Source organism: Cellulomonas sp. ES6, from assembly GCF_030053835.1.
In the GTDB taxonomy this organism is placed as follows: domain Bacteria; phylum Actinomycetota; class Actinomycetes; order Actinomycetales; family Cellulomonadaceae; genus Cellulomonas.
Window position 1 is genome coordinate 3,765,837 of record NZ_CP125655.1, and the last position, 22,771, is coordinate 3,788,607.

22 protein-coding genes are annotated in these 22,771 nt (G+C 75.8%); 16 read left to right on the forward strand and 6 right to left on the reverse strand.

The genetic code is table 11. The annotated features are described in order from the left end of the window. Positions 1–30: 30 nt before the first annotated feature. The gene (locus P9841_RS17480) at positions 31–933 is read left to right on the forward strand and encodes a LysR family transcriptional regulator (RefSeq protein WP_283319856.1); all 903 of its coding nucleotides are present in this window, start codon (positions 31–33) and stop codon (positions 931–933) included. Positions 934–982: 49 nt separating this feature from the next. Then, the gene (locus tag P9841_RS17485) at positions 983–2,230 is read left to right on the forward strand and encodes an FAD-dependent oxidoreductase (RefSeq protein ID WP_283319857.1); all 1,248 of its coding nucleotides are present in this window, start codon (positions 983–985) and stop codon (positions 2,228–2,230) included. 18 nt (positions 2,231–2,248) lie between these two features. Here the strand turns inward: P9841_RS17485 and P9841_RS17490 are convergent, their stop codons facing one another. Together P9841_RS17490 and P9841_RS17495 are read right to left on the reverse strand one after the other, a co-directional pair. Beyond that, entirely contained in the window at positions 2,249–3,331 is a 1,083-nt protein-coding gene (locus tag P9841_RS17490) for a glycosyltransferase (RefSeq protein ID WP_283319858.1), read from the reverse strand. A gap of 3 nt (positions 3,332–3,334) precedes the next feature. Next, the gene (locus P9841_RS17495; protein WP_283319859.1) at positions 3,335–4,339 is read right to left on the reverse strand and encodes a phosphodiester glycosidase family protein; all 1,005 of its coding nucleotides are present in this window, start codon (positions 4,337–4,339) and stop codon (positions 3,335–3,337) included. A 147-nt stretch (positions 4,340–4,486) separates the two neighbouring features. On the opposite strand from P9841_RS17495, the gene P9841_RS17500 reads away from it, so the two are divergent. Further along, a complete protein-coding gene (locus tag P9841_RS17500; protein WP_283319860.1) occupies positions 4,487–4,909 on the forward strand; it encodes a VOC family protein in 423 nt (140 codons plus the stop codon). Positions 4,910–5,068: 159 nt separating this feature from the next. Here the strand turns inward: P9841_RS17500 and P9841_RS17505 are convergent, their stop codons facing one another. Beyond that, positions 5,069–6,400, reverse strand: a complete 1,332-nt coding sequence (locus P9841_RS17505; protein ID WP_283319861.1) for an NYN domain-containing protein — start codon at positions 6,398–6,400, stop codon at positions 5,069–5,071. A gap of 89 nt (positions 6,401–6,489) precedes the next feature. Between P9841_RS17505 and P9841_RS17510 the strand changes: the two genes are divergently transcribed. Next, positions 6,490–8,034: a PucR family transcriptional regulator gene (locus tag P9841_RS17510; RefSeq protein ID WP_283319862.1), complete on the forward strand. Its 1,545-nt coding sequence runs from the start codon at positions 6,490–6,492 to the stop codon at positions 8,032–8,034. 15 nt (positions 8,035–8,049) lie between these two features. Here the strand turns inward: P9841_RS17510 and P9841_RS17515 are convergent, their stop codons facing one another. Then, the gene (locus P9841_RS17515) at positions 8,050–8,508 is read right to left on the reverse strand and encodes a PPC domain-containing DNA-binding protein (protein ID WP_283319863.1); all 459 of its coding nucleotides are present in this window, start codon (positions 8,506–8,508) and stop codon (positions 8,050–8,052) included. Between the two features lie 9 nt (positions 8,509–8,517). Further along, entirely contained in the window at positions 8,518–9,600 is a 1,083-nt protein-coding gene (add, locus tag P9841_RS17520) for an adenosine deaminase (RefSeq protein ID WP_283319864.1), read from the reverse strand. A gap of 374 nt (positions 9,601–9,974) precedes the next feature. Here add and P9841_RS17525 point away from each other — a divergent pair, with 374 nt between their 5' ends. The 11 genes from P9841_RS17525 (at position 9,975) to P9841_RS17575 (ending at position 21,189) form a co-directional block, all read left to right on the forward strand. Further along, positions 9,975–11,048, forward strand: a complete 1,074-nt coding sequence (locus P9841_RS17525) for an ABC transporter substrate-binding protein (protein ID WP_283319865.1) — start codon at positions 9,975–9,977, stop codon at positions 11,046–11,048. Beyond that, positions 11,045–11,896 (forward strand): ABC transporter ATP-binding protein, encoded by an 852-nt coding sequence (locus P9841_RS17530; protein WP_283319866.1) that lies wholly within the window; start codon positions 11,045–11,047, stop codon positions 11,894–11,896. The genes P9841_RS17525 and P9841_RS17530 overlap by 4 nt, the downstream gene beginning before the upstream one ends. Beyond that, complete coding sequence (locus tag P9841_RS17535) at positions 11,893–12,678, forward strand: ABC transporter permease (protein WP_283319867.1); 786 nt, start codon at positions 11,893–11,895, stop codon at positions 12,676–12,678. The genes P9841_RS17530 and P9841_RS17535 overlap by 4 nt, the downstream gene beginning before the upstream one ends. After that, the gene (locus P9841_RS17540) at positions 12,675–13,466 is read left to right on the forward strand and encodes an ABC transporter permease (RefSeq protein WP_283319868.1); all 792 of its coding nucleotides are present in this window, start codon (positions 12,675–12,677) and stop codon (positions 13,464–13,466) included. Before P9841_RS17535 ends, P9841_RS17540 begins: the two co-directional genes overlap by 4 nt. Then, complete coding sequence (locus P9841_RS17545; RefSeq protein ID WP_283319869.1) at positions 13,463–15,085, forward strand: N-acyl-D-amino-acid deacylase family protein; 1,623 nt, start codon at positions 13,463–13,465, stop codon at positions 15,083–15,085. The genes P9841_RS17540 and P9841_RS17545 overlap by 4 nt, the downstream gene beginning before the upstream one ends. Further along, complete coding sequence (locus tag P9841_RS17550; protein WP_283319870.1) at positions 15,082–16,281, forward strand: type III PLP-dependent enzyme domain-containing protein; 1,200 nt, start codon at positions 15,082–15,084, stop codon at positions 16,279–16,281. Before P9841_RS17545 ends, P9841_RS17550 begins: the two co-directional genes overlap by 4 nt. Positions 16,282–16,305: 24 nt before the next feature. Next, a complete protein-coding gene (locus P9841_RS17555) occupies positions 16,306–17,517 on the forward strand; it encodes an amidohydrolase family protein (RefSeq protein ID WP_283319871.1) in 1,212 nt (403 codons plus the stop codon). A gap of 68 nt (positions 17,518–17,585) precedes the next feature. Continuing rightward, positions 17,586–18,788, forward strand: a complete 1,203-nt coding sequence (locus P9841_RS17560) for an NAD(P)/FAD-dependent oxidoreductase (RefSeq protein WP_283319872.1) — start codon at positions 17,586–17,588, stop codon at positions 18,786–18,788. Positions 18,789–18,909: 121 nt separating this feature from the next. After that, the gene (locus tag P9841_RS17565; RefSeq protein ID WP_283319873.1) at positions 18,910–19,722 is read left to right on the forward strand and encodes a PP2C family protein-serine/threonine phosphatase; all 813 of its coding nucleotides are present in this window, start codon (positions 18,910–18,912) and stop codon (positions 19,720–19,722) included. Positions 19,723–19,960: 238 nt separating this feature from the next. Beyond that, complete coding sequence (locus P9841_RS17570) at positions 19,961–20,575, forward strand: ClpP family protease (protein ID WP_283319874.1); 615 nt, start codon at positions 19,961–19,963, stop codon at positions 20,573–20,575. Then, a complete protein-coding gene (locus tag P9841_RS17575; RefSeq protein WP_283319875.1) occupies positions 20,575–21,189 on the forward strand; it encodes a ClpP family protease in 615 nt (204 codons plus the stop codon). The genes P9841_RS17570 and P9841_RS17575 overlap by 1 nt, the downstream gene beginning before the upstream one ends. 47 nt (positions 21,190–21,236) lie before the next feature. On the opposite strand, the gene P9841_RS17580 is transcribed toward P9841_RS17575, so the two are convergent. Next, positions 21,237–21,641, reverse strand: coding sequence for a helix-turn-helix domain-containing protein (locus P9841_RS17580; protein WP_283319876.1), 405 nt, complete (start codon positions 21,639–21,641; stop codon positions 21,237–21,239). A 170-nt stretch (positions 21,642–21,811) separates the two neighbouring features. Here P9841_RS17580 and P9841_RS17585 point away from each other — a divergent pair, with 170 nt between their 5' ends. After that, a complete protein-coding gene (locus tag P9841_RS17585) occupies positions 21,812–22,699 on the forward strand; it encodes an LLM class F420-dependent oxidoreductase (protein WP_283319877.1) in 888 nt (295 codons plus the stop codon). The last annotated feature ends 72 nt before the right edge of the window (positions 22,700–22,771 follow it).

Consider the following 22,771-nt stretch of genomic DNA (forward strand, 5'->3'; position numbering starts at 1 on the left):
GATGTAGCAGAACTGAACTAGTCTGGTGGCGTGCCGACCGACCCGCGCCGCCTCGCCGTCCTGCTCGCCGTTCACCGCGCCGGCGGCGTGCTCGCGGCCGCCGACCTGCTGCACGTCACGCCGTCCGCGGTGTCCCAGCAGATCGCCCGCCTGGAGGCGGAGGAGGGCGTGCCGGTGCTGGACCGCGGGCCGCGCGGGGCGACGCTCACGGCCGCCGGGCGCATCCTCGCGGAGGCCGCCGAGCGCATCGAGTCGGAGCTGGTCGAGGCCCGCAAGTCGCTGGCGGCGCTCGGCGGCGAGGTGTCCGGGCGGGTGACGGTCGCCGGGTTCCAGACGGCGATCCGGGCGGTGGTCGCCCCGACGTTCGCGGTCGTGGCCGAGCGCCACCCGGGCATCGAGCTCGTCGTCGAGGAGCGCGACCCGGCCGAGTCCATGCGGCGCCTGCGCGAGGGCGACGCCGACGTGGTGCTGCTGGAGCGGGACGAGGACGCCGACACGCACGTCCCGCGCGGGCAGCGGGACGTGGTGCTGCTCGAGGAGCCGTGGCGCCTGGTGCTCCCGGGCTCCGTCGCGACACCCACGCAGCTCTCCGACCTCGCCGGCGTGACGTGGCTCGCGGCCGAGCGGAACACCGCCGCCGCGCGGGCGATGGGGCGCGTGACGTCCGCCCTGGGGGCGCCCACCGTCCGGCACGTGTACTACGACTTCGACGTCGCGCTCGCGCTCGTCGCGGCCGGGCAGGGGGTCGGGCTGCTGCCGGCGCTGGCGCTGCAGGGCGAGCTCCCGGACGGGGTGACGGTCGCGACGGTGCCCGGGCTCGGCTCGCGGCGGCTCGTCGCCCGCCACCGGGCCACCCGCCGCGAGCCCGGTCCGGCCGTCGTGGCGGTCATCGAGGAGCTGCTCGCGGTGGCCTCGGGGCTCGACCTGGTGTGAGGCGCCGCGCCCCCGGGCGGGCCGGTGGGCGCGCCCCTAGGCTCCCCGCATGGACTGCGACGTCGTGGTGGTGGGAGCCGGCCTGGCGGGCCTGACCTGCGCGCGGGTGCTGCACGCCCGCGGGCTCGACGTCCGGGTGCTGGAGGCGGCGCCGGTGGTCGGCGGCCGGATGCGCAGCGACCGGGTCGACGGGTTCACGCTCGACCGCGGGTTCCAGGTGGTCAACCCCGCCTACCCGGCCCTGCGCCGGGAGGTCGACGTCGCCGCGCTGCGGGTGCAGCCGTTCCTCGCGGGTGTCGCGGTCCGCCGCGCGGACGGCCTGGCGCTGCTCGCCGACCCCCGGCGGGCGCCCGGCGCGCTGCCGGCGACGCTGGGCAGCGGCTACCTGCGCGTCGGCGAGCTGGCGGCGCTCGCGCGCTGGGCCGCCCCCGCGCGCGGTCCGGTGCGCGCGCTCGAGCAGGGGCCGGACGCCACGCTGGCGGAGTCGTTCCGCGCGGCCGGCCTCGACGGGCTGCTGCGCCACGAGGTGCTCGAGCCGTTCCTCGCGGGCGTGCTGGCCGACGAGTCCGGCTCGACGTCCGCAGCCTTCGTGCGGCTGGTCGTGCGCTCGATGCTCCGCGGCACGCCCGGCATCCCCACGGGCGGGGCCGGCGCCCTGCCCGCCCTGCTCGCGGCGCCGCTGCCGCACGTGACGACCGGGGTGCGCGTCGACGCGGTCGAGCCGGTGCCCGGCGGTCACGCCGTGCGGGCGGACGGCGGCGGCATCGCGGCGCGCGCCGTGGTCGTCGCCACCGACGCGGCCGGCGCCGCGGCCCTCACCGGGGTCGAGTCGCCACCGGTGCGGGGGCTGGTCACCACGTGGTGGGAGGCCGAGGGGGTCCCGCGCGTCGACGCGGTGGTCGTCGACGGGCGTCGGCGCGGGCCCGTGGTGAACGCCGCGCTGGTGTCGGCCGTCGCGCCGGGCTCCGCGCCGGCGGGCGCGCAGCTCGTACAGGCGACGTGCGTGCTGGCGCCCGGTCCCCGGGACCCCGCCGCCCGGCCCGACCCCGCCGCGGTGCGCCGGCAGGCCGGCGAGATGCTCGGGGCCGACCCGCGGGGCTGGCGCGAGCTCGCGACGCACGAGGTCGCCGCGGCGCTCCCGGCGGTGCCGCCGCCGCTGCGGGTGCGCCGGCCCGTCGACCTGGGGGACGGGCGGTACGTGTGCGGCGACCACCGGGACACCCCGTCGCAGCAGGGCGCGCTGGTCTCGGGCCGCCGGGCCGCGCGGGCGGTCGCCCGGAGGCTGCTCGGGGCGTGAGCGCACACCCGCGGCGGCTCAGCCCGACCGGGCACCGGCGCGCCGCGCGGGCTCGCGCCTCGTCGCCCGCCCCGGCGCCGGGGTGAAGACCACCCGGCGCTGGAGCTGGAAGCTCAGCAGGTACAGCAGGGCGTCGGTCAGCACCTTCGCCGGGAGCAGCCCGAGGCCGAGCGCGGTGAGCAGCGCCAGCATCAGGTAGCCGGCACCGAGCAGCGCCCCGGCGAGCACCGCGTACCGCACCGCGGCCCGTCGGGCCGGGAGGTGCCGCCCGCGCCGGAAGACGAGCCTGCGGTTCACCTCGAAGTTCGTCCACGCGCTGAGCACCCGCGCACCGAGCACGGACACCGCGAGCGAGCCGGCGGCCGCGTGCAACGCCAGCAGGGCGAGCGTGTCGACCGCGAACGCCGCGAGCGACGACGCCGAGAACAGCAGCAGCGGCGCCAGCACCCGCACGGAGTCGGCCAGCGGGCGGAAGTGCGACGACGCGTTCCGCTCGAGGTAGATGGTCGCGATCTCGACCTCCTCGACCGGCAGCCCGTCCGCCGCGGTCCGCAGCAGCACGTTCAGCTCGTACTCGAACCGCTCGCCGCGCACGGTGCGCAGCCACGGCAGCAGGTCCGAGGGGTAGCCGCGCAGCCCGGTCTGCGTGTCGCGGAGCCGCACACCCGTCGTCAGGAGGAACAGCCACGCGGTCACGCGGTTGCCGAGCGCCGACCGCGCGGGGACCGGACCGCTGAACGCCCGGGCGCCGAGCACGCAGGCGCGTCGCCCGGCAGGCTGCGCGGCGAGCGCTGCCGCTACCCGGAGCACGTCGGCCACCGAGTGCTGACCGTCGCTGTCGGCGCACACGACGTCCTGCCCGGGGTGGTGGCGCTCGGCGTGGGCGAAGCCGGTCTTCAGCGCGCACCCCTTGCCGCGGTTCTCCGGGTGCGTCAGCACCGTGGCACCGAGGGCGTCCACGGCGTCGAACAGGGCCCGGTCCGCGGGGCCGCTGCCGTCGTCGACGACCAGCACGTGCACGTCGGGGGCGGCGCCCCGCAGGTCGGCGACCAGCCGGACCAGGCGCTCGTCGGGCTGGTAGGACGGGATGAGCACCAGCACGGCTCAGCCCTCGACGTACAGGATGTCGGAGGTGCCGCGCTCGGTCCCGCGGCCGAGGGGGTCGTTCACCAGGGACCCGTCGAAGTACATGGTCGACGAGCCGCCGCCGTCCAGGTTGTAGGCGGTCTCGGCGCCGAGGGACTGCATGATCCCGGCGAGCTCGGTCATGTCGACGCCCGCGGAGTACCCGGGAGAACGGCCGTCCACGACGACGAAGACGAGGTGGTTGTCGTCGACCACCCCGACGGCCGTGCGGGGCTGGTCGCCCTGGATGGAGTGGTTGCCGAGGTTGGTGTCGACCTCGACGTCCTCGATGCCGTCGACGACCTCGCCGTCCTCGACGAGCGCCGGGCCGAAGGACAGCGTGTTCCACACGCCCGCCGCGACCAGCTCGTCCGCCGTCGTCGCCGTCTCGTCGTACACCTCCACGTGGCCGTCCGCGTAGAACGCGAGGCCCTCGCGGGCGCCCTCGTCGCGGTACACGACGCCGTTGCGGATGACGATGCCCGTGTCGCGGAAGCCGTAGTAGTCGCCGTTGACGGCGAACACCGCGTCGTTGTCCTCGGCGATCTCCGAGGTGGTCTCGGTGATGTTGGTGCCGAACTGGTTGTCGGCGAACGCCGAGCGCAGCACGGTGGCGTCGGAGAGCGTGACGTCGGCGACGTAGTAGGTGACCTGGTCGTCGCCGCTGCCGGTGACCACCGTGGAGATGCTGATGCTCGCGTCGTCGGACTCGTAGGTCGTCGCGGTGACGGTCGCGTCGTCGGCGGCGTCCTGCGTGGCGTCGTCGGCGTCGTCGGAGGCGCCGGCCGCCGTGCCGGCCTGCGCCGCCTCGTACGCGTCGACGTCGGCGATCTCGACGTGCGCGATCACGTACCGGTTCAGCGCCCAGGCGGTCGTGCCGCCGAGGGTGAGCGCGAGCGTCAGCGCGGCGGCGACCAGGGCGCGGCGCAGCCGGCGGCGGGGACGACGGCGGGGGCGGGTCCGGGGATCGAGGTCTGCGGTCATGCGCCAGGTCTACGGAGCCGCTCCGTGCCCGCTCGGTGCGCCGGCTGTGCGGCCCGTGTGGGGCGGGCGGTCCTTGACGGACGGGACGACCGACGGCAGTGTGATCGCCGTCACATCCGCGCGGTCGTCGACGCCGAGGAGAGCCCCATGCCCGTCCGCCTCAACCCCTATCTCGGCTTCCGCGACACCGCCCGCGAGGCGATGGAGTTCTACCGGTCCGTGTTCGGCGGCGAGCTCACCATCAGCACGTTCGCGGACTTCCACGCCAGCGAGGACCCCGCCGAGCAGGACAAGGTCATGCACAGCCAGCTCGAGACCCCCGGCGGCCTCGTGCTCATGGCCTCCGACACCCCGAACGCCATGGCGTACACGCCGGGCGACAACTTCTCGGTGTCGCTCAGCGGCGGGGCGGACGCCGACGCGGAGCTGCGCGGCTACTGGGAGAAGCTGTCCGAGGGCGGACGGGTGATCGAGCCGCTGACGGTGGCCCCCTGGGGCGACGCGTTCGGCATGGCGACCGACAGGTACGGCGTCACGTGGCTGGTCAACATCTCGGGCGACGCCGCCTGACGCCGACCGACGCCGCCCTCCGCGCCACCCGCGCGCCGGCCCGCGCGCGCGTCGAGAGGCCACGAACCGGGGACCCTCGGTGACCCGGACCCCCGGTTCGTGGCCTCTCGACGACGAGGACGGGCGCGCGGGGCCCCGAGCCGTGCGCCTGGCGGCGGGTCAGTCCTCCGGGTCGTCCAGGAGGCCGCCGCCGACCCAGTCGTCGATGGCCTGCTCGTCGGCCTCCGTCAGCTCCATCCGCGCCCCGCGGCACAGCCCGATGACGTTGTCCGCCCACGCCTCCGCGATGTCCTCGGCGGTGACGTCGGAGGTCAGCTCGAGCCCGGCGTACAGGACGCCCGAGATGACGAAGTTCACGGTCGACCGGCCGACCGCGGCGCCGGCCTCCTGGCACGCGTCGCGCACCCGGCGGGCCGTCGTGGCGCGCTCGAACGGGTGCGCGCGGACGTCGTCGGCGAGCGTCGTCAGCAGGACGCGGTAGTTCTCCTTGCTGAGGCCGGGGGTGTCGGTGACGGCGATGACCTGCCGCTGCAGGGCGGTCGGGTCGGTGCCCGGGGCGGTGGACGCGGCGCCGGGCAGGTCGGCCTCGCCGAACCGCTTGGGGTCCCACACGTAGCCGGGGGACGGCCGCGCGGCGACGCCGAGCTCGGGCACGACCTGCGCGAGCCACGGCAGGAACCCGCCCGCGCCCGCCCAGCGCGTCGCGGGCAGCGTCGGGTCCGCCTGCTGCGCGGCCTGCGCGACGGCGCCCGTGGGGACCGGGCGGTCGGCCGAGCGCACGCGCTGCAGGACCGCGCGGCGCGCGGCGAGCGACCCGGTGCCGGCCGCCACGGGGGTGGCGGGAGCGGACCCGTCGCGGGCACCGGACGCGGCGGCCGGAGCGGTCCCGGCCACCACCTCGGGCACCGGCACGGGCTCCGGCTCGACAGCCTCGACGGCGTCCCCGCCCGTCACGAGCTCCGCGAGGTCGTCCGCGGTGATGACGGTGTCCGCCACGGCGCGGTAGGCGCTGGCCGCGGGGCTCGCGGTGATGATCGTGACCCGGCGGTCGGCCGCCCGGCAGCGCTGCACGAGCGGCGTGAAGTCGGCATCGGCGGACACGATGACGAACTCGTCGTACCGGGTCGCCCCGTCGAGCGCGTCGACGGCGTCGAGCACCAGGTTGATGTCGGCGCTGCTCTTGCCCTGCTGGGTGAGCGACGGGCAGTCGACCACCTGGAACCCGGCCCGCGTGAAGTTCGGCCGGAACCGGGAGAACACCGACGGGTTCAGGTAGCAGGCGCGCACGAGGAACCGCCGGGTGAAGTCGCCGTCCGCGTCGGACCCGTGCTCCAGCTCGGCCAGCCAGTGGCCCGGGTCGGTCGCGAACGCCTCGGCGGCGTCGGGGTCGAGCCGGCGCAGGCCGATGTACACGTTGTCGAAGTCGACGAACATGGCGGTGCGCAGGCGGCGCGGCAGGTCCGGGCGGTCGAGCGGGGCGTGGGTGGTCACGGGACCATCCTGCCGTGGACGGTGCCGGTCCCGCGCACGGGGGCCTCCGTAGACTGTGCCGGTGCCGAGCGGGGACCGGGTGGTGAGCAGTGGACGTCCGTGACCTCCTGGCGGACCCGGAGCTGGGGCTGAGCGTCGTCGCCGCCGAGCCCGACGCGCTCGACCGGCCCGTGCAGTCCGCGTACATCACGGACCTGCCGGACCCGTCGCGGTTCCTGTCGACCGGTGACGTCGTGCTCACGTCCGGCCTGTGGCTGGACCGGCCGGGCGGCGCGGCGACGTTCCTCGGTGCGCTCGCGCAGCAGGGCGTGGCGGCGGTGGTGCTGGGGCTGATCGAGATCGGCGTGATCCCGGACGACGTGATCGCGACGTGCCGGGAGCGGGGCCTGACGCTGCTCACCGTGTCGCCCGGGGTGTCGTTCCGGCGGATCGCCGACGCCGTCGCCGCGCAGCAGCCGGGCTCCCCGGCGGGGCTGGCGAGCCGGACGATGCGGTTCAGCCGGCGGATCGCCGACGCCGTGGCGCGCGGCGGGGGCGTCGCGGAGCTGCTCGGTCAGCTCACCGCCGAGTTCTCCGTGGGGTGCTGGGTCATCGACGAGACCGGGGCGCTGCTCGCCTCGGCGGGGGCGGCGCCGGGCCGCGCGCAGGTGGCGGAGCAGTGGAACGCGGTGATCGCCCGGGAGCACGAGCGCCGGGTGATCGTCCCGGGTCCCGGCGGCCCGGCGACGGTGGTGCGCACCGGCGCGCGCGACCGGTCGGGGTTCCTGGGCGTCTGGGGCGACCACCGCGCGTTCTCCGACGAGGTCACGCTGGCCGTCGACGCCCTGGTGGGCGCGCTGCGGGTCGAGATGGAGCTCGCCGCCCGCTGGCGGGAGACCCGCGACGCGCAGGTCGCCGCGCTCATCACGTCCATCCGCGACCAGGAGGCGTCCCCGGGCGCCATCTCCGCGCGGATGCGCCTGGAGGGCATGGCCCCGCAGGACGAGACGACGATCGTCGCCGCCCGGGTGGACGACCCGCGCTTCCCGCGCGCGGCGACGCTGGAGATGCTCCAGCGCACCCTGTCCGCCCGCGGGCACCGCGTCATGGGCTGCCGCACGGACGACCTCGCGATCCTGCTGGTGAACGGCGCGGGCGACGACGAGCGGCCGCTCGCGGAGCACCTGACCGAGGAGTACCACCTGCTGCTCGCCGGGCGGCAGCTCCGCGTGGGGCTGAGCGACCCGGTCAGCGGCGTGAGCCGCCTGAACTCGGCCATCGCCACGGCGGTCGAGCGGGTGCAGAACGCGTCCGGCACCGGCCCCGTCGTCGTGTCGACCTCGCTGCACGTCCAGTCGCACCGCGCCCTGCTGCGGATGCTCGGGGAGAGCACGCGCGCCGGGTACGCCCGGGAGGTGCTGGCACCGCTGGTGTCGTACGACGAGCGGCACAACGCGGACCTCGTCGGCACGCTGCGGGCGTTCCTCGACGGCGGCGGGGCCTGGCAGGAGACCGCGCGCCAGCTGCACCTGCACACCAACACGCTGCGCTACCGGATCGCCCGCATCGAGGAGCTGACCAACCGCGACATGGGCACGATGGCCGACCGCGTGGACCTGTTCCTCGCGATGGCCTGCCTGGACGAGACGGAGTAGCGGGTCCGCGCCGCGTCAGGCGAACCGCATCGTGGGGATGCCGTACGCGCGCGGGTCCGGCACGCGCAGCAGCGCGGGGGAGACGACCTCCTCCACCAGCACCTCGACCGTGTAGTGCGCCTCTGCCCCGAGCAGGTGCCCGGCGAACCCCGCGGCGGCGGCGTTCTTCACGCCCACCGCCAGGTGCACGTGCGGCGTGGCGGCCTGCGCCTCGGCGTCCCACAGGATCGTCCCGCTGCCGATGCCCTCGGAGTAGGTCACGGTGACCTCCTGGGGCAGCGGCGGCTCCTGGTCGGCGACGGGGGTGTCCGCGGCGATGAACCGCACCGACCGGAAGGCCCCGGAGAACACGGGCACGAACCCCTGCCGGATCCCGTGCGCGCGGCACGCCTCGGCCAGGGACGACAGCACCTCGTCGCCCGGCTCCAGCACGACCGCGACCCGGCGCCCGGTGGTGACCTCGCTGCTCTGCACGCGCCCGCCTCAGCCGGCCGCGGCGTCGTCGGAGCCGGGAGCGTCGTCAGAGCCGGCCGCGTCGTCGGAGCCGGCCGCGTCGTCGGTGCCGGCGGCGAGCGCGGGCACGGCGGCGCCCACGGCCAGCGCGTGGGCGCGGATCTCCGCGAGCAGCGCCGCCTTGCCGGCCTCGGGCAGGAACGACGACACCACGGCGTTCGCGGCGAGCACGCCGACCTGGTCCTCGGTGACCGCGCCGGCCGCGACCAGCGCCCGGACGTTGTCGTCCAGGTAGCCGCCGAAGTACGCCGGGTCGTCCGAGTGCACCGACGCGCGCAGGCCCTCGTCGAGCATCACGGCGATCGGGTGGTCGGCGAGGTCCGGGCCGGCGGTGCGCAGCGCGACGTTGGACAGCGGGCACACGGTCAGGGGGGTGCGGGTCTCGCGCAGGTGCGCGACCAGCTCGACGTCCTCCAGCGCGCGGTTGCCGTGGTCGATCCGCTCGGCGCCCAGCACGTCCAGGGCCTCCCAGACGTAGTCCGGCCCGCCCTCCTCGCCGGCGTGCGCGACGCGGTGCAGGCCCTCGGCGGCGGCGCGCTCGTAGACGTCGCGGAACAGCGACGGCGGGAACCCGACCTCGCTGGAGTCCAGCCCGACCCCGAGCAGCAGCGACCGGTGGGGGAGCACGGCCTCGAGCGTCGCCATCGCGGCGTCCGGCCCGAGGTGCCGCAGGAAGCAGACGATCAGCCCGCCGGACATGCCGTGCCGCTCCCGCGCGCCGGCCAGGGCGTCCGCGAGGCCGAGCAGCACGTCCGCGACCGGCACGCCGCGCTCGGTGTGGGACTGCGGGTCGACGAACACCTCCGCGTGCCGCACCCCGGCGGCGGCGGCGCGGTCCAGGTAGCGCGCGCCGAGGTCGCGGAAGTCCTCGCGGGTGCGGAGCACGTCGAGGTTCGCGTAGTAGACGTCCAGGAACTCCTGGAGGTCGCGGAACGGGGCGCCCCGGCCGGCGCCGGCGGGGACGGGCAGGCCGTGACGCGCGGCGAGCACGCGGATGAGGTCGGCGTCGAGCGTGCCCTCGATGTGCACGTGGAGCTCAGCCGTCGGCCACACGTTCGCCTCCCGCTCCTGGTCGTGGTGCGCGCGGTCCGCCCCACGCTCGTCCGGAAGCCAACCACAGGGCCGTGGGCTGCTGCTTCGTGCGATCCACCAACGACGCGGCGGGGCGGCCGGGGCGCGCGCTGGGCGATCCGCCGGACCGACCCCGCGCGGGTCCTCCCGTGTGACGCGCGTGTGACGCGCTCGGTGTGTCGCACAACGGACCGCACCGTCCGGGGGCGCCAGGTTCGGAGGATCCCACATGGCGACCGGGCGGGCCCGGCCTGTCTGATGGAGGACGTCGCCGGGTCCGCCCCGCGACACCCCTCCCCCTGGCACCGCGGCCACCCGATGTGTCCGGGTGGCCGCACGACGTGATCGAGGTTGACGTGACCCGCACCATCACGACCCCGCGCCCCCGGCGCCGCACCGCCGGCCTCGCCGCTGCCGTGGCCGTCGCCGGCCTGCTGCTGTCCGCCTGCTCGGGTGGCGGCGACGACGCCGCGGCCGGCTCCGGCGACGACGCGGGCGAGTCGTTCGACGCGGTCAGCGTGCAGCTCTCGTGGCTGAAGAACCAGCAGTTCGCGGGCGAGTACCTCGCGGTCGAGGACGGCCTGTACACCGACGCCGGCTTCCCGGAGGTCACGCTGACGGCGGGCGGCTCGTCGGCCACCAGCGCGGAGGCCGCGGTCGCGACGGGCCAGGCGTTCGTCGGCCTGTCCTCCCCGCTCATCACCGCCCCGGCGATCCAGGGCGGTGCGGAGCTCAAGATCGTCGGCGCGACCTACCAGCGCAACCCGTTCGCGCTCGTCTCGGGCGCGGACGCGCCGATCGCCGGGCCGGACGACCTCGCGGGCAAGACCGTCGCCGTCTCCGACTCCAACACCCTGGTGTGGAACGCGTTCCTCGCGGCGAACGACATCGACCCGGCCGACGTGACGACGGTGCCGCTGTCGGACACCTCGATGCTCACCACCGGCCAGGTCGACGGGTTCATCGGCTACACCACGACCGGTGCCGCCGCCCTGGAGGCCGCCGGCTTCCCGGCCACCGAGTTCCTGCTCGCCGACGAGGGTCTGCCGATGGTCGGCGAGGTGCTGGTGACCTCGCAGCAGGCGATCGACGAGCAGCCGGAGCAGGTCAAGGCGTTCCTCCTCGCGACCGCCGAGGGCTGGCGCGCGGCGCTGGACGACCCGGAGCGCGCCGTCGACCTCACGGTCAACGAGTACGGCAAGGACCAGCAGTACGACGCCGACGCGATCACCCTGTCGTTCGAGCGGCAGGCGACCCTCATCGAGTCGGACGACACCGCGGCGAACGGCCTGCTGACGATCACCGACGAGCTGCAGGAGGGCACCATCGCGTCGCTCGCCTACGCGGGCATCGACATCGCCGCCGACGAGCTGTTCGACCTGTCGCTGCTCGACGAGGTGTACGCCGAGAACCCGGACCTGCTCTCGTGACGTCCTCCCCCCTGTCCGCACCCGTCCCCGCGGCCTCCTCGGCCGCGGGGGCGGGTGCGCCCACGTCCGCGCCCGGCATCGAGATCACCGGTCTGGGCAAGGAGTTCCGCTCCGGCCGGCGCACGGTCACGGCCCTGGAGGACGTGAGCCTGTCGACGCCCCGCGGGTCGTTCCTGTCGCTGCTCGGCCCGTCCGGTTGCGGCAAGTCGACGATCCTGCGGATCCTCGCGGGCCTGGAGACGCCGACCGCCGGCACCGTCGCGGTCAACGGCACCCCCGTCGCGCCCGGCAGGCGGGCGGACGGCATGGGCATCGCGTTCCAGGACCCGGCGCTGCTGCCGTGGCGGTCCGTGCAGAAGAACATCCGGCTGCCGCTGGAGATCCAGAAGCGCCGCGACGACGGCATCGTCGACGAGCTGATCGACCTGGTGGGTCTGCGGGGCTTCGAGAAGGCCCGGCCCGCGCACCTGTCCGGCGGCATGCGGCAGCGCGCGTCCATCGCCCGGGCGCTCGCGGTCCGCCCGGACTTCCTGCTGCTGGACGAGCCGTTCGGCGCGCTGGACGACATGACCCGGCAGCGCCTGAACTTCGAGCTGCAGCGCATCTGGACCGAGCGCTCGGCGACGACGCTGATGGTCACGCACGGCATCGCGGAGGCGGCGCTGCTGTCCGACGTCGTGGCCGTGATGTCGGCCCGCCCGGGCCGCATCGTCGAGGTCGTCGAGATCCCGTTCGAGCGCCCCCGCACGCCGGAGATGATGCGCACGCCCGAGTTCCACGAGGTCGTCGACCACCTGTCCGGCCTGCTGTTCGCGCCCGGCGGCGCCGGCACGAAGGGCGAGGAGTGAGCGACGTCGCCGCGCGGTTCCGCGGCGCGCTGGCCCGCCCGTGGGTCGGCGGCACCGTGGGCATCGTCCTGCTGCTGGCCCTGTGGTGGGCGATGACCGCGAACCTGGAGAACAGCACCTCGTTCCCGTCGCCGGTGGACGTGGCCCGCTCGGCGGTCGCGGACGGCTGGCCGTTCTACGAGGCGAACGTGGTCCCGACGCTGACCCGCGCCGCGCAGGGCTACCTGTGGGGCAACCTCGCGGGCCTGGCGCTGGCCGCCGTCGTGCTGGTGGTGCCGCGCCTGGAGGACGTCATCACCCAGCTCGGCGTCATCTCGGCGTGCCTGCCCGTGACGGCGATCGGCCCGATCGTCATGGTGATCTTCGGCGGCCGCGCCTCCGCGATCTTCCTGGGCGCGCTGCTGGTGTTCTTCACGACCCTCGTCGGCGCGATCCTCGGGATGCGCTCGGCGAGCCGCAGCTCGCTGGACCTCGTCGCCGCGTACGGCGGCGGCCGGTGGACGCAGATCCGCACGGTCCAGCTCATGTCGGCGCTGCCGGCGATCGTCACCGCCCTGCAGGTGGCGGTCCCGGCAGCGCTGCTCGGCGCCGTCGTCGGGGAGTACCTCGGCGGCATCGACTCCGGCATCGGCGTGGCGCTCAACGCGGCGCAGCGCCAGATCCAGCCGGACCGCGTGTGGGCGCTGAGCATCCTGGCCGGGCTGATCGCGCTCGGCGGGTACGCGCTCGTCGGGCTGGTCGGGCGGGTCCTGACGCCCTGGGCGTCGGAGCGCCGGTCGTGACCGGCGGCACGGGGCGGTTCGTCGCCCGCCGGGCCGCCACGCTCGCGGCGGCCGTCGTCGTCGCGCTCGGGGTGTGGGTGGCCGTGCTCGCGGCGTTCGACGTGAGCCCGCTCATCGGCAAGCGGCCGTGGGACGTGTTCGCCTACGTCGTCACGGCCGAGGGCGCCGCGGACCACCGCGCGACCATCGCCGCGGACCTCGCCGTCACGGTGCGGGACGCCGGCATCGGCTACGTGGTCGGCCTCGCCGCGGCGTTCCTGCTGGCCGTCGTGTTCTGCGTGTCGCCGGTGCTGGAGCGGATCGTCATGCCGACCGCCATGGTGCTGCGCTCGATCCCGCTGGTGGTGCTGACGCCGCTCATCACGCTGATCTTCGGCATCGGGCAGGCGGGCGTGACGGCCATCGTCATCCTCGTGGTGTTCCTGCCGGCGCTCGCGAACATCCTGTACGGCCTGCGCAGCGTCTCCGGCGAGCACCGGGACCTGGTGCTCGCGTACGGCGGCTCGTCCTGGACGGTGCTGCGCAAGGTCGCCCTGCCCGCGGCCGTGCCGTCGACGCTGGCCTCCGCCCGGATCGCGGTGCCGTCGGCCGTGACCGGCGCGATGATCGCCGAGTGGCTGTCCACCGGCGAGGGCCTCGGCGGCGCGATCTCGAAGGCGGCCGGCTCGTTCGGGTACGACGCGATGTGGGCGTCGGCGATCACGGTGGCCGCGGTGACGATGCTCGCGTACGCGGTGCTGAGCGTCGTGGACGCCGTGGTCACCGAGCGGATGGGGCAGCTCACGTGACCGACGTGACGCTGGTGCTGCGCGGGGGGACCGTCGTGGACGGGACCGGCGCGGAGCCGGTCGTCGCGGACGTGGCGCTGACCGGGGACCGGGTCGCGGCCGTCGGGCCGGGTCTGGGCGCACCGGCCGGCGCGCGGGTGCTCGACGTGCGCGGGCTCGTGGTCGCCCCGGGGTTCGTGGACGCGCACACGCACTCCGACGTCGTCCCGTTCATGGCCGAGCCGCAGCCGTTCAAGGTGCTGCAGGGCGTCACCACCGAGGTGGTCGGCAACTGCGGCAACTCCGCCGCCCCGCTGGTGGACGAGCGGGCGGTCGAGCTGCACCGGCCGATCTCCAGCACCGTCGCCGCCGGCGTCGACGGGCACTGGAACCAGCCCCGCACGTTCGCGGAGTACCTGGACGCCGTGGAGCGGTACGGCCCCACCAACCACGTCGCGTCGCTGGTCGGGCACAGCACGCTGCGGATCAGCGCGAACGGCATGGCCGAGCGGCTGGCACCGGGCGCGCTGGACCGGATGGTCGCGCTCGCCGAGGACGCGTTCGTGGACGGGGCGTTCGGGCTGTCGAGCGGTCTCATCTACGCGCCCGGCGTGTACGCCGACACCGACGAGGTCGCCGCGCTCGCCGCCGTCGCCGCCCGCTGGGGCCGCCCGTACGCCACCCACATGCGGGACGAGGGCGACGGCCTCGCGGACTCCCTGGCCGAGACGTTCGACGTGGCCCGGCGCACCGGCGTGCGGGTGCAGGTGTCGCACTGCAAGGCCGCGGGTCGTCGCAACCACGGGCGCGCGGGCGAGCTGCTGGCCGCCCTGCGGGCCGCGCGCGCCGAGGGCGTCGACGTGCACGGCGACGCCTACCCGTACACGACGGGGGAGAGCTTCCTCACCGCGCTGCTCCCGGCCGAGGCTCAGGTCGGCGGGCGCGGGGCGCTCGTGGCCCGGCTGTCGGACCCGGCGACCCGTGCGGCGCTCCGGGACCGGGCGCTCGCGGGTGGACCGGGCGCGGGGTCGTGGACCCAGACGACGCCGGGCGGCGTGCTGCTGAGCATGCACGCGGAGACCGCCCTGCTCGGGCGCAGCGTCGCCGACGTCGCCGCCGGGCGCGGGCTCGACCCGTGGGACGCCCTGTGCGACCTGGTGCTGGCGGACCCGGGGGCCATGATGGTCTACGAGCTGATGGCCGAGGCGGACGTCCGGGAGATCCTCGCGGACCCGCTGGTGGCGATCGGCTCGGACAACTCCGTGCCGGTGGGCAACGCGCACCAGCGCGGGTGGGGGTGCTTCCCGACGGTGCTCGGGCGGTACGTCCGCGACCTCGGCGTCCTCGACCTCCCGGAGGCGATCCGCTCCATGACCTCGCTCGCCGTCGACGCGCTCGGCCTGCCCGGGCGGGGGCGCCTGCTGCCGGGGTTCGTCGCGGACGTCGCGGTGGTCGACCCGGCCACCGTCGGGCACGCCGGGACCCCGCAGCGGCCGTGGGAGCGGCCGACGGGGGTGCGGTACACCGTGCTCGCGGGCCGCGTCGTCGTCGAGGACGGGGAGTTCACCGGCGTGCGCGCGGGGCGCGTGCTGCGCGCGGGGCGGCCCGAGCGGCCGGCGCGCCAGGGCGTGGCGGCGTGACGGGGCGCCGCGTGGAGGTCGGGCCCGGGGGCCGCGGGGACCTCACCGTCGCGGACCTCGAGCTGCCCGCGATGGTGCTGCACGACGCGGCGATCGACCGGAACATCCGCGTCATGGCCGACTGGTGCCGGGCCGCCGGCGTCGCGCTGGCCCCGCACGCGAAGACGCACATGTCGCGCGACCTCGTGCGGCGCCAGACCGAGGCGGGTGCGTGGGGGTTCACCGCGGCGACCCCCGCGCAGGTCCGGACGCTGACGGCCTGGGGCGTGCGGCGCGTGCTGCACGCCAACGTGCTGGTCGACGCCGGTGCGATCCGGTGGGTCGCCTCCGAGCTGCTGACCGCCGACGCCGCGACGGAGTACCTCTGCTACGTCGACAGCGAGGCGGGGCTGGACCTGCTGCTCGCCGAGCTCGCGTCGCTGCCGCCCGCCCGCGCGCTGCCGCTGCTCGTGGAGCTCGGGTTCCCCGGCGGCCGGACGGGCGTGCGGGACGACGCCGCCGCGCTCGCGCTGGCCCGGCGGGTCGCGGCGAGCCCGCACGTCCGGCTCGCCGGGGTGTCCGCGTTCGAGGGGCTCATGCCCGCGGGCGACGAGCCGGGCGCCCCGCGCGGCGCGGTCGAGCTGCTCGGCCGGGTGCGCGCCCTGGTCGGCGCGATCACCGCGGAGGGCCTGGTCGCGGGCGTGCCGGTCGTCACCGCCGGCGGCTCGTCGTACCCGGACCTGGTGCTGCGCGAGCTCGCCCCCGCCCGCTGGGACAGCCCTGTGACGACCGTGCTGCGGTCCGGCTGCTACGTGACCCACGACCACGGGGTGTACGAGCGGACGTCCCCGCTCGGCTCCGGGCGCGGGGACGGCACGCTGGTCCCGGCGTTCGAGCTGCGCGCCTCCGTGCTGTCCCAGCCGGAGCCCGGCCTGGCGGTCGTCGGCTTCGGCCGCCGCGAGGCCCCGACGGACGACCGGCTGCCGCGCGTGCTCGGCGTGCCCGGCGACGAGGACCGCGACGTGACCGGCTGGGAGGTCACCGGCGTCAACGACCACCACGCGTTCCTGCGCGTGCCGCCCGGCACCGACCTCGCGCCCGGCACGGTGCTGCGCCTCGGCATCAGCCACCCCTGCGGCGCGTTCGACCGCTGGCGCCACCTGCCGCTGGTCGACCTCGACGGCCGCGTGGTCGGCGAGATCACGCCCGCCCTCTGACCACTCCCTGCGAAAGGCCCCTGCATGTCGCACCACGCCGCCCCCGAGCACGTCCTCGACGGCCTCCCGCTGTGGGACGGCGACCGCGAGGTCGGCCCGGCCCGGCTGACCTGGGCGGGCGACCGCATCCTGGCCGTCGAGGAGGCGCCCGCCCGGCACACCGACCTCAGCGTGATCCCCGGGCTCGTCGACACGCACGTGCACCTCGGCTACGCGGCCGGCGCGCCCGCGGCCGACCCGTCGGCGTGGCCGATCCTCACCCCGCCGGAGGAGCGGTCGCTGCACGTCGCCGCCAACGCGCTGCGCTGCGCCCGGGCGGGCGTGACGACGCTGCGCGACCTCGCGGCGGACTCCGTGCAGCTCGCGGTCGGGCGGGCTTTCGACGCCGGCGTGCTCGCCGGCCCGCGGCTGCTGTCGCACGGCCAGGTCGGCATGACCGCCGGCCACGGGGACCTGTTCGTCCCGCCGCACTACCCGCACCGCCCGCCGACCGCGGACAGCCCGGACGAGTGCCGCAAGCTCGTGCGGGTGTGGGCGCGGTCCGGGGCGGCCGGCGTGAAGATCTACACCTCCGGCGGCGTGCTCTCCATGGGCGACAAGGTCGGCTGGCGCAACCAGACCCGCGACGAGATCCGCACCACCGTCGACGAGGCGCACGCGCTCGGCATGCTGGTGGCCGCGCACACGCACTCGGTGGAGGGGCTCGACATCGCGCTCGCGGAGGGCGTGGACTCCATCGAGCACGGCACCGCGATCGCCGAGCACCACCTCGCCGCGCTGCTCGAGCGGGACCTGCCCGTCGCCCCGACGCTGCTCATCAACGACATCATCGCCGAGGCGCGCCGGCCGGTCTCCGACGAGGCGCAGGCCAAGGCCCGCGACGTCGTCGCGCTGCGGGACGCCGGGTTCGCCCGCGCCGCCGAGGCCGGTGTGCGGTTCGTGCTCGGCACCGACGCGTCCGGGCAGTTCGTGCAGTTCGGGGACCAGATGGAGGAGGTGCGCCAGATGGCGGCCATGTTCGGCTGGTCCGCCGAGCGCACCCTGCGGTCTGCCACGTCGGACGCCGCGGACGCGATCCGCCTGGGCTCCACGACGGGGCGGCTGCGGGCCGGGCTCGGGACCGACTTCGTGGTACTGCGCGGGCGGCCGTGGGAGGACGTGTCGGCGCTGCGCGTCGAGAACATCGTGGCGGTCGTGTCCCGCGGGCGCGTCGTGGCGGGGTCCCTGCCGGGCTGACCTCCCCGGGGTGGCGGACCGCCCCTCGGCGCGCGACGCTGAGCAGGCAGGTCACCACGAGGACAGGGGTGAGCACGGTGCGGGACAGCTACGACTACGTCATCGTCGGCGCGGGCATGGCGGGGGACGCCGCCGCGCGCGGCATCCGCGAGGTCGACCCGGACGGGACGATCGCGGTGGTCGGCCGGGAGCCGACCGCCCCCGTGACGCGGCCGGCCCTGACCAAGAAGCTCTGGACGGACCCGGAGTTCACGTTCGACCAGGTGTGGCTGCACACCGCGGAGGACACCGGGGCCGAGCTGCTGCTGGGGGAGTCGGTCGTCGCGGTCGACCTCGCCGGCCGCACGGTCACCACCGACGCGGGCATCACGTTCGGGTACGGGCGGCTGCTGCTCGCCACCAGCGGGCACCCGCGCCGCGTCGGCGGCCTGGAGGACTCGGGCCGGGTCATCTACTTCCGCACCGTCCGGGACTACGAGCGGCTGCGCGACCTCGCGGGCGGCGGGCGGCACGTCGTCGTGGTCGGCGGCGGCTACATCGGGACCGAGCTGGCGGCCGCGCTGGTGCAGAACGACACCCGCGTCACGCTCGTGCACCCGGCCTCGACCCTGACCGGAGGGACGTTCCCGGCGGGGCTCGCCGCGCACCTGGAGCGGATGTACGTCGAGCGCGGCGTCGAGGTGCTCGGCGGCGCGCGGGTCGCGTCCGGGACGTCCGGGCCTGACGGCGTGACGATCGTGCTCGAGGACGGCCGGGAGCTCGCCGCCGATGCGGTCGTCGTCGGGGCCGGGCTGGAGATCGAGACGGACCTCGCGCGGTCCGCCGGGCTCGACGTGGACGACGGCGTCGTCGTCGACGACCGGCTGCGGACGTCCGACCCGTCGGTGTACGCCGCGGGCGACGTCGCGCAGTACCCGGACCGCATCCTCGGGCGCCGCCGCGTCGAGCACGTCGACAACGCCACGACGATGGGCCGGCAGGCCGGGCGGAACCTCGCCGGCGCGGACGAGCCCTACGACCACACGCCGTTCTTCTACTCCGACCTGTTCGACGCGGGCTACGAGGCCGTCGGCCGGCTGGACTCCTCGCTCGAGACCGTCGAGGACTGGCACGTCGATCCGTACGACACCGGCGTCGTCTACTACCTGGACGGCGGGCGGGTGGCCGGCGTGCTGCTGTGGAACGTGTGGGACGCGACCGACCGGGCGCGCGAGGTCATCGCGCACCAGACCGACGTCCGGCCGGAGGCGCTGCGGGGGCTGATCCGCTGACCGTCCGGCCGGGTCCGGGCTGGTCCGGCCCGGGTCCTGGCACCCAGCCCGGTCGGTCGGGACCCGCCGGACGTGGCATCGTGGGACCACGAGACAACTCCGTCCCTCCCGGAGGTGCCGCATGCCGCTGTCGCTCGTCACGGCCCTGCGATCCGTCACGGGCGCGCACCGCGCCCAGAACCAGGACGCCGCGGGCTCCGCGACGGGCTACGCCTTCGTCGCCGACGGCGTCGGCGGCCACGCGGGCGGCGACGTCGCGTCCTGGACGGTGACGCACCGGCTCATGGCCGTGCTGCGCGCCGCGGACACCGGCCGCTGGAGCGACGAGGACCTGCGGGAGGCGCTCGCCGTCGCGAACGCCGACCTGGCGGTGCGCGTCCGGCGCGAGCCCGGCCTCGCGGGCATGGCGACGACGTTCACCGGCATCTTCTGCGGCGAGGACACGATGCGGGTGCTGCACATCGGCGACTCCCGCGCGTACCTGGTGCGCGACGGCGTCGGCCGCCGCGTCACCCGCGACGACTCCCTCGTGCAGCTGCTCGTCGACAGCGGGATCCTCTCCGCGGCCGACGCCGCCCAGGACCCCCGGCGCAACGTGATCCTGCACTGCCTGGCCGGCGACGTCGCCGACGCGACCCACACCACGCTGCTCGAGGTCGACGCCGAACCGGGCGACCGCTGGCTCATGGCCACCGACGGTCTCACGGACTACGTCCCGGAGGACCGGGTGCTCGCGCTGCTGCGCGACGCCGCGTCCCCCGAGGCCGCCGCGGAGTCCCTGGTCGCGGCGGCCCTGGAGGCGGACGCGTGGGACAACGTCAGCGTGGCCGTGGCGGACGTGGTCGTCGGCGACGCGCCGGAGGCGGGGGCCGCGCACGTCGCGGGCTCGGCGGCGGACGAGGCGCTGGGCGCAGTGCTCGACCTGACCCGCTGACCCGCCCCAGCCGCCCGCCCCGCCCGCTCCGCCCGCCCGCTCGCGCGACCCACGTCGAGGTTGCAGCAGATGCGGGGTTCGACGCCCGGAACCCCGCATCTGCTGCACTCTCGACGGCCCTGCGGGTCGCGGGTGGGCGAGGGATCTGCTCGGGGCGGATCTGCTGCGGGCAGACCCGCGGGCCCGGGACGGCCGGGCGGTGCGAGCGTGGCGGGACCCGACACCCCAGGAGGTCCCCGTGCCCAGCACCGCCACCACCCCACCGACCCGAGCCTTCGACGACGACCTCGCCGCGCGGCTGCTGCACCAGCGCATCGTCGTGCTGGGGCAGGAGGTCGACGACGCCGTCGCGAACCGCGTCTGCGCGCAGCTCCTGCTGCTGTCCGCCGAGGACCCGCGGCGCGACATCGCGCTGTACATCAACTCGCCGGGCGGGTCGATCAGCGCGGCGCTCGCCATGTACGACACCATGCGGCTGATCCCGAACGACGTCGCGACGCTCGCGATGGGGCTCGCGGCCAGCGCCGGGCAGTTCCTGCTGAGCGCCGGCACGCCCGGCAAGCGGAACGTCATGGCGCACGCCCGCGTGCTCATGCACCAGCCGTCGGGCGGCATCGGCGGCACGGCGGTCGACATCGCGATCCAGGCGCAGAACATGGCGCACACCAAGCGGACCATGCAGGCCCTCATCGCCGAGCACACCGGCCAGAGCGTCGAGACGATCGAGCGCGACTCCGACCGGGACCGCTGGTTCACCGCCGAGGAGGCGCTGGCCTACGGGTTCGTCGACCGGGTGGTCACCCGGCTGGACGACGTGCGGCCGGACGCGACGCTGCACCGGGCGGGTCTGTGATGGCCGGCCAGTACACGGTGCCGGTGGTCGTCGAGCAGCGACCGACGGGGGAGCGGCACGCCGACGTGTTCTCGCGGCTGCTGTCCGACCGGATCATCTTCCTCGGCACGGAGATCGACGACGGGGTCGCGAACGTCGTCATCGCGCAGCTGCTGCACCTGCAGTCGGAGGACCCGGACCGGCCGATCCACCTGTACCTGAACTCGCCGGGCGGGTCCGTGACGGCGCTGCTCGCGATCTACGACACGCTGCAGTACGTGCGGCCCGACGTCGCGACGTTCTGCCTGGGGCAGGCGGCGTCCGCGGCGGCCGTGCTGCTCGCGGCGGGGACGCCGGGGCAGCGGCACGTCCTGGAGCACGCGCGGGTGCTGCTGCACCAGCCGTCGGGCGGCGGGCAGGGCACGGCTGCGGACCTGGAGCTGCAGGCCGCGGAGATCCTGCGGCTGCGCGGGCAGGTGGACGAGATCCTCGCCCGGCACACCGGCCGCACCGTCGAGCAGCTCCGCGTCGACACCGACCGGGACCTGGTGCTGACCGCCGCGCAGGCGGTCGAGTACGGGATCGCGGACGCGGTGGTGACGACCGTCAAGCGACCGCAGGCGACGGCGGCCTGACGACGACCGGTCCGTGGGCGGCCCGCGCGGCTGCCCGCGGGCCGGTCTCAGGCGGCCAGCAGCACGGGCGTCCGGGCCGGGGTGCGCAGCGGCACCACGGGCGCCGACGTCCCGGGGGCGACCGGTCCGAGCGGCCGGGCCGGCGACGACGTCAGGTCGAGCACCGCGTGCCCCTCGGCGCGCGCGAGCTGCGCGTACGCCTCGCCGACGAGGTCGACGATGCGCAGGCCCAGTGCCCGGCACACGGCGGCGATCACCTCGGACGACGCCTCCTTGCGGCCGCGCTCGACCTCCGACAGGTACGGCACCGACACGCGGGCGGCGTCGGCGACGTCGCGCAGCGTCCGGCCCTGGCGCTCGCGGTGCCGTCGCAGGATCGCGCCGACGAGGACGCGCAGGGGCGGCTCGGGTCGCGGCCGGGTCGTGCGAGGGGCGGCGGGGAGCTGGGGCACGGGGCACCTCCTGCGGGTCCCGGCCACGGTAGCCCGCGGGTCGGCCGTCGCGCGGGCGCGTCGTTCTGCCCTCAGCAGACGCCGTCCGGGGCCGCCTCCCGGGTTGACTTCGAGCGCACTCCAAGGGGCATCGTCCCCGGTGTCACCCACTTCACTCCCAGGGAGCCACCATGCGCCTCGGTGCCCACCTCATGCGGTTCGACGCGGTCGAGCCGGCCCGCCTGCGCCAGGAGCTCGCCGACACCGGCGAGGCGGCGGAGGACGCGGGCCTGTCCTGGCTGTCCGTGATGGACCACTTCTTCCAGATGGAGCCGGCCGGGTTCCCGGCGTCCGACCCGATGCTCGAGGCGTACACGACGCTCGGGTTCCTCGCCGGGCGGACCGAGACGGTGCAGCTCGGGGCGCTCGTCACCGGCGTCACGTACCGGCACCCGGGGCTGCTGGCGAAGATCGTCGCGACGCTCGACGTGCTCGCGGGCGGTCGTGCCACGCTCGGCATCGGCGCGGCCTGGTACGAGCGGGAGCACCTCGCGCTCGGCGTGCCGTACCCGCCGCTGGCCGAGCGGTTCGAGCGCCTGGAGGAGGCGCTGCGCATCTGCCGCCAGATGTGGACGCCCGGCGCGGACGGCCCGTTCGAGGGCGAGCACTACCAGCTCGCCGAGACGCTGTGCTCGCCGCTGCCGCTGAGCCGCCCGGGCACCGGGCCGGAGATCATGGTCGGCGGGTCGGGGGAGCGCAAGACGCTGCGCCTCGTCGCGCAGTACGGCGACGCGTGCAACCTGTTCTCCTCCACGCCGGAGGAGGTCGCGCACAAGCTCGACGTGCTGCGGGGCCACTGCGACGCCGTCGGCCGGGACTTCGCCGACATCCGCGTGACCATGCTCATGGGCGGGGACGAGCTGCTGACCGGCGACGTCGACGGCTTCGTCGCGGCGGCGCGGCCGTACGCGGACCTCGGCGTCGAGACCGTCATCCTGCGGCCGCCGGCGGACCTGAGCCTCGCGACGTGGGTGCGGGACCACGTCGCGCCGGCGGTGCCGCGGGTCGCGGAGCTCTGACGCGGGGCGCGGTGTGGATCAGCCCGGCAGCGACCCGATCGGGACGGGGCGTACGCCCGGGGCCACCACCTC